The 4,016-nt window shown below is 46.0% G+C and carries 1 protein-coding gene; it reads right to left on the bottom strand.

The genetic code is table 11. From position 1 onward, the window contains the following. Positions 1–4,016 (bottom strand): beta strand repeat-containing protein (locus tag QUB25_RS07350; RefSeq protein ID WP_445251935.1); only part of this gene is annotated, 4,016 nt, incomplete at both ends.

Below are 4,016 nucleotides of genomic sequence, written 5' to 3'. Positions count from 1 at the left end.
ACTACCGGAGTTGGAGTGACAACTGGAGTCGGAGTTAGAGTTACTACCGGAGTTGGAGTGACAACTGGAGTCGGAGTTAGAGTTACTACCGGAGTTGGAGTGACAACTGGAGTCGGAGTGGGACTTACTACCGGAGTTGGAGTGACAACTGGAGTCGGAGTGGGACTTACTACCGGAGTTGGAGTGACAACTGGAGTCGGAGTGGGACTTACTACCGGAGTTGGAGTTTCACTTGGAGTCGGAGTGGGAGTTACTACCGGAGTCGGAGTTTCACTCGGAGTCGGAGTGGGAGTTTCAACTGGAGTGGGGGTTGGTGTTGGCGGCGGGTCGATCGCGTCATCAGTCAAAAACGCAATATTACCAACACTACTAGAACGCGGAAACGACTGCGATGTAATGGTAGATTGTCCCGTTGTAATTGCACCCGCCGTACCGTTGCTAGCAGCATCTCCCACAACAAACGGTTGAATCGGCGTTCCTCCATCTCCCCCAGCGTGCACAATTGTAATTTTGCCACCACCGGCGCCGCCAGCAGTAGAAATGCTAGCAAATCCCGTCGGCGACAGTGGGGTTGAAAAAGCACCCGTAGCGCGGAAAAAATTGCCTGTTATTGCTGTCACCTCGCCACCGGTGCCGCCTGTACCGCCTTGGGCATTGATAAACTCTACTTGAATATCGCCGATCGGATCTAAGAACACATTCCCGGCATTTCCGACTATAGCGCTAGAGTTAATTTGTCCGGTGGTAATTGAAGTTATCGCCTTAACAGTTATGTTGCCGCCACTGTTTGCCGATGTATTCAAATTGCCTGCAGTGAAATTGTTACCGCTTGTAAATAGAATTTCTCCGCCATTAGTAGTAGTAATATTTTTAACGCTTATATCGCCCTGGGCAGTAATATCGACTTTGCCGGCGGTGACATCTCCCGATAAATTAACTTTTTCGGTGTTTAGTGCTGTCAATTGTTGCGCGTTAATTGTCGAGTTTCCTGTCACATTGCCAGCATTGTCAATCGCAAGATTTCCTAACTGGCTGGTAGCCCCCACCGAACCGTTGAAAGTGATGCTGCCACTACCGGAGGCTAGAGTTAAGTTGCGGGCCGCATCAATACTGTCGATCGCACCTCCAAAGGCAATATTCCCCCCGGCGGTACTCAATATCGCATCTTTCGTCAACCCGAGAACACCGTTAATATTGATATTGCCATTATTAGTAGTAACATTGCCACCCAACTTAGTGCTTGCAGCAGCAATATTAAAACCAGAATTGCTCGCAATATTACCCGTGAATTCCGCCTGCGTTGCCGTAACATTCAAAACAGAAAGTGGTGCTGTTCCTCCGATATTTCCTTCTACCAGTACATTGCCTGTAGCCGCATCTAAGTTAAACAAATGATTACCCTCTATCGCACCAGTGATCTTAATATCTGCGCCGCTGGTACGGAGATTAATATCGTTGCCGAGTGTGACAGTGCCGTTGAGAGCGATCGGATTTTTATTGGTATTGATCCCATAATTCAAATTAATTGTGGCAGCGTTGAGAGCAATGCTGCTGTTGTCATTGCCAGTAAGAGTGCCATCAAGTGCGATCGTACCAGTTCCCCCTTGAATACTTAGGGGGTCTACAAAGGTGAGATTATAGGGAATACTAATATTGGCGCTGCTATCCGATCGCCCGATCGCGATCGAGCTAAATCCATTTTGAATCAAATTAAGTTCCGATGCCGTCAAATCTAAAGCGCTACTATTGTTATCAATTCCGCCAACAACAATATTTTGTCCGGCTGTTGCCGGTTGCAGCGTTAGCGCGCCCGTACCCGAAACATTCCCAGAAAAATTAATTTCACCTGCCGTTAAAGTCAGCGAGTTACTACCTGCCGATACAGTCGAACCGAAAGCAATTGTTGCATCTCCCACTGTAAAATTTACAGGAGCTTTTAAGGTCACTGGATTGCTAAAACCAATGTTATCATTAGTTGTGGTGATATTTCCGGTAACCGCAACAGTTCCCCCGCCATTTTGAATAAATGCACCGTCTAAGTTCAGGTTTTTCTCAATATTGAGATTCACCTTATTAGTAACTGTGAGCGTGCCGTCATTGGTTGTTGTTACAGTTCCTTTGAGATTAACATTATCAGCCGCAATACCCACATTGCCAGCTACGTCAACTGTCTGGTTGAAAGTAATGTCGCTGCCTGAAAACACCGAGTTTGGGGCAACAGTCACTGCATCTACATAAGTTTGACTGCCGGTTGTAGTCACATTGCCGCCTAAAGATATCTTGCTGTTGGCACTTAAATTAGTGAGAGGAGTTGTTTCGCCGATCGCACTTTTGAAGGTAATATTACCGCTAGCCGCCTTCACAGTCAAATCGCTGGTACCATCAACAGTATTATTGAAAGTAATGCTGTCACCTGAAAGAATCGGATTGTTGGCAATTGTAACTGCATCTCCATAAGTTTGACTGCCAGTTGTAGTGACATTTCCCTTAACTTGAGTTGTACCGCCAACATCTGTAGTCAAACTCGCGGCATTGACTGTTTGATTAAATGCAGTTGTGCCTGTAGAATTAGCTGTTAAATTGCCGATCGTACTTGCAGCACCAACTGCACCATTGAATGTAACATTACCGCTAACCGCATTCGTCGTCAAATCGCTGCTGCCGTCTACAGTATTATTGAAAGTAATGTCGCTGCCGGAGAGCATCGGATTGTTGGCAATTGTAACTGCATCTCCATAAGTTTGACTGCCTATTGTAGTGACATTTCCTTTGACTTGAGTTGTGCCACCTGGATCTGTGGTTAAACTCGCGGCATTGACTGTTTGATTAAATGCAGTTGTGCCTGTAGAATTAGCTGTTAAATTGCCGATCGTACTTGCAGCACCAACTGCACCATTGAATGTAACATTACCGCTAACCGCATTCGTCGTCAAATCGCTGCTGCCGTCTACAGTATTATTGAAAGTAATGTCGCTGCCGGAGAGCATCGGATTGTTGGCAATTGTAACTGCATCTCCATAAGTTTGACTGCCAGTTGTAGTGACATTTCCCTTGACTTGAGTTGTGCCACCAACATCTGTAGTCAAACTCGCCGCATTGATTGTTTGATTAAAGGCGGTTGTTCCTGTAGAATTAGCTGTTAAATTGCCGATCGTACTTGCAACACCAACTGCACCATTGAATGTAACATTACCGCTAACCGCCTTCGCCGTCAAATCGCTGCTGCCGTCTACTGTATCGTTGAAAGTAATACCGTTGCCGGAGAGAATCGGATTGTTGGCAATTGTCACTGCATCTCCATAAGTTTGACTGCCGGTTGTAGTGACATTTCCCTTGACTTGAGTTGTGCCACCAACATCTGTAGTCAAACTTGCGGCATTGACTGTTTGATTAAATGCGGTTGTTCCTGTAGAGTTAGCAGTAATATTTCCTAAGGCTGTGGTATTGCCAACTGCACCATTGAATGTAACATTACCGCTACCCGCCTTCGCCGTCAAATCGCTGCTGCCGTCTACTGTATCGTTGAAAGTAATACCGTTGCCGGAGAGAATCGGATTGTTGGCAATTGTCACTGCATCTCCATAAGTTTGACTGCCGGTTGTAGTGACATTTCCCTTGACTTGAGTTGTGCCACCAACATTTGTAGTTAAACTCGCGGCATTGACTGTTTGATTAAATGCGGTTGTTCCTGTAGAATTAGCTGTTAAATTGCCGATCGTACTTGCAGCACCAACTGCACCATTGAATGTAACATTACCGCTAACCGCATTCGTCGTCAAATCGCTGCTGCCGTCTACAGTATTATTGAAAGTAATGTCGCTGCCGGAGAGCATCGGATTGTTGGCAATTGTAACTGCATCTCCATAAGTTTGACTGCCGGTTGTAGTGACATTTCCCTTGACTTGAGTTGTGCCACCAACATCTGTAGTCAAACTCGCCGCATTGACTGTTTGATTAAATGCGGTTGTTCCTGTAGAGTTAGCAGTAATATTTCCTAAGGCTGTGGTATTGCCAAC

It is taken from the genome of Microcoleus sp. B3-D7 (assembly GCF_036705305.1).
Taxonomy (GTDB): Bacteria; Cyanobacteriota; Cyanobacteriia; order Cyanobacteriales; family Microcoleaceae; genus Microcoleus.
This window is presented reverse-complemented; position numbering and strand designations above follow the sequence as displayed.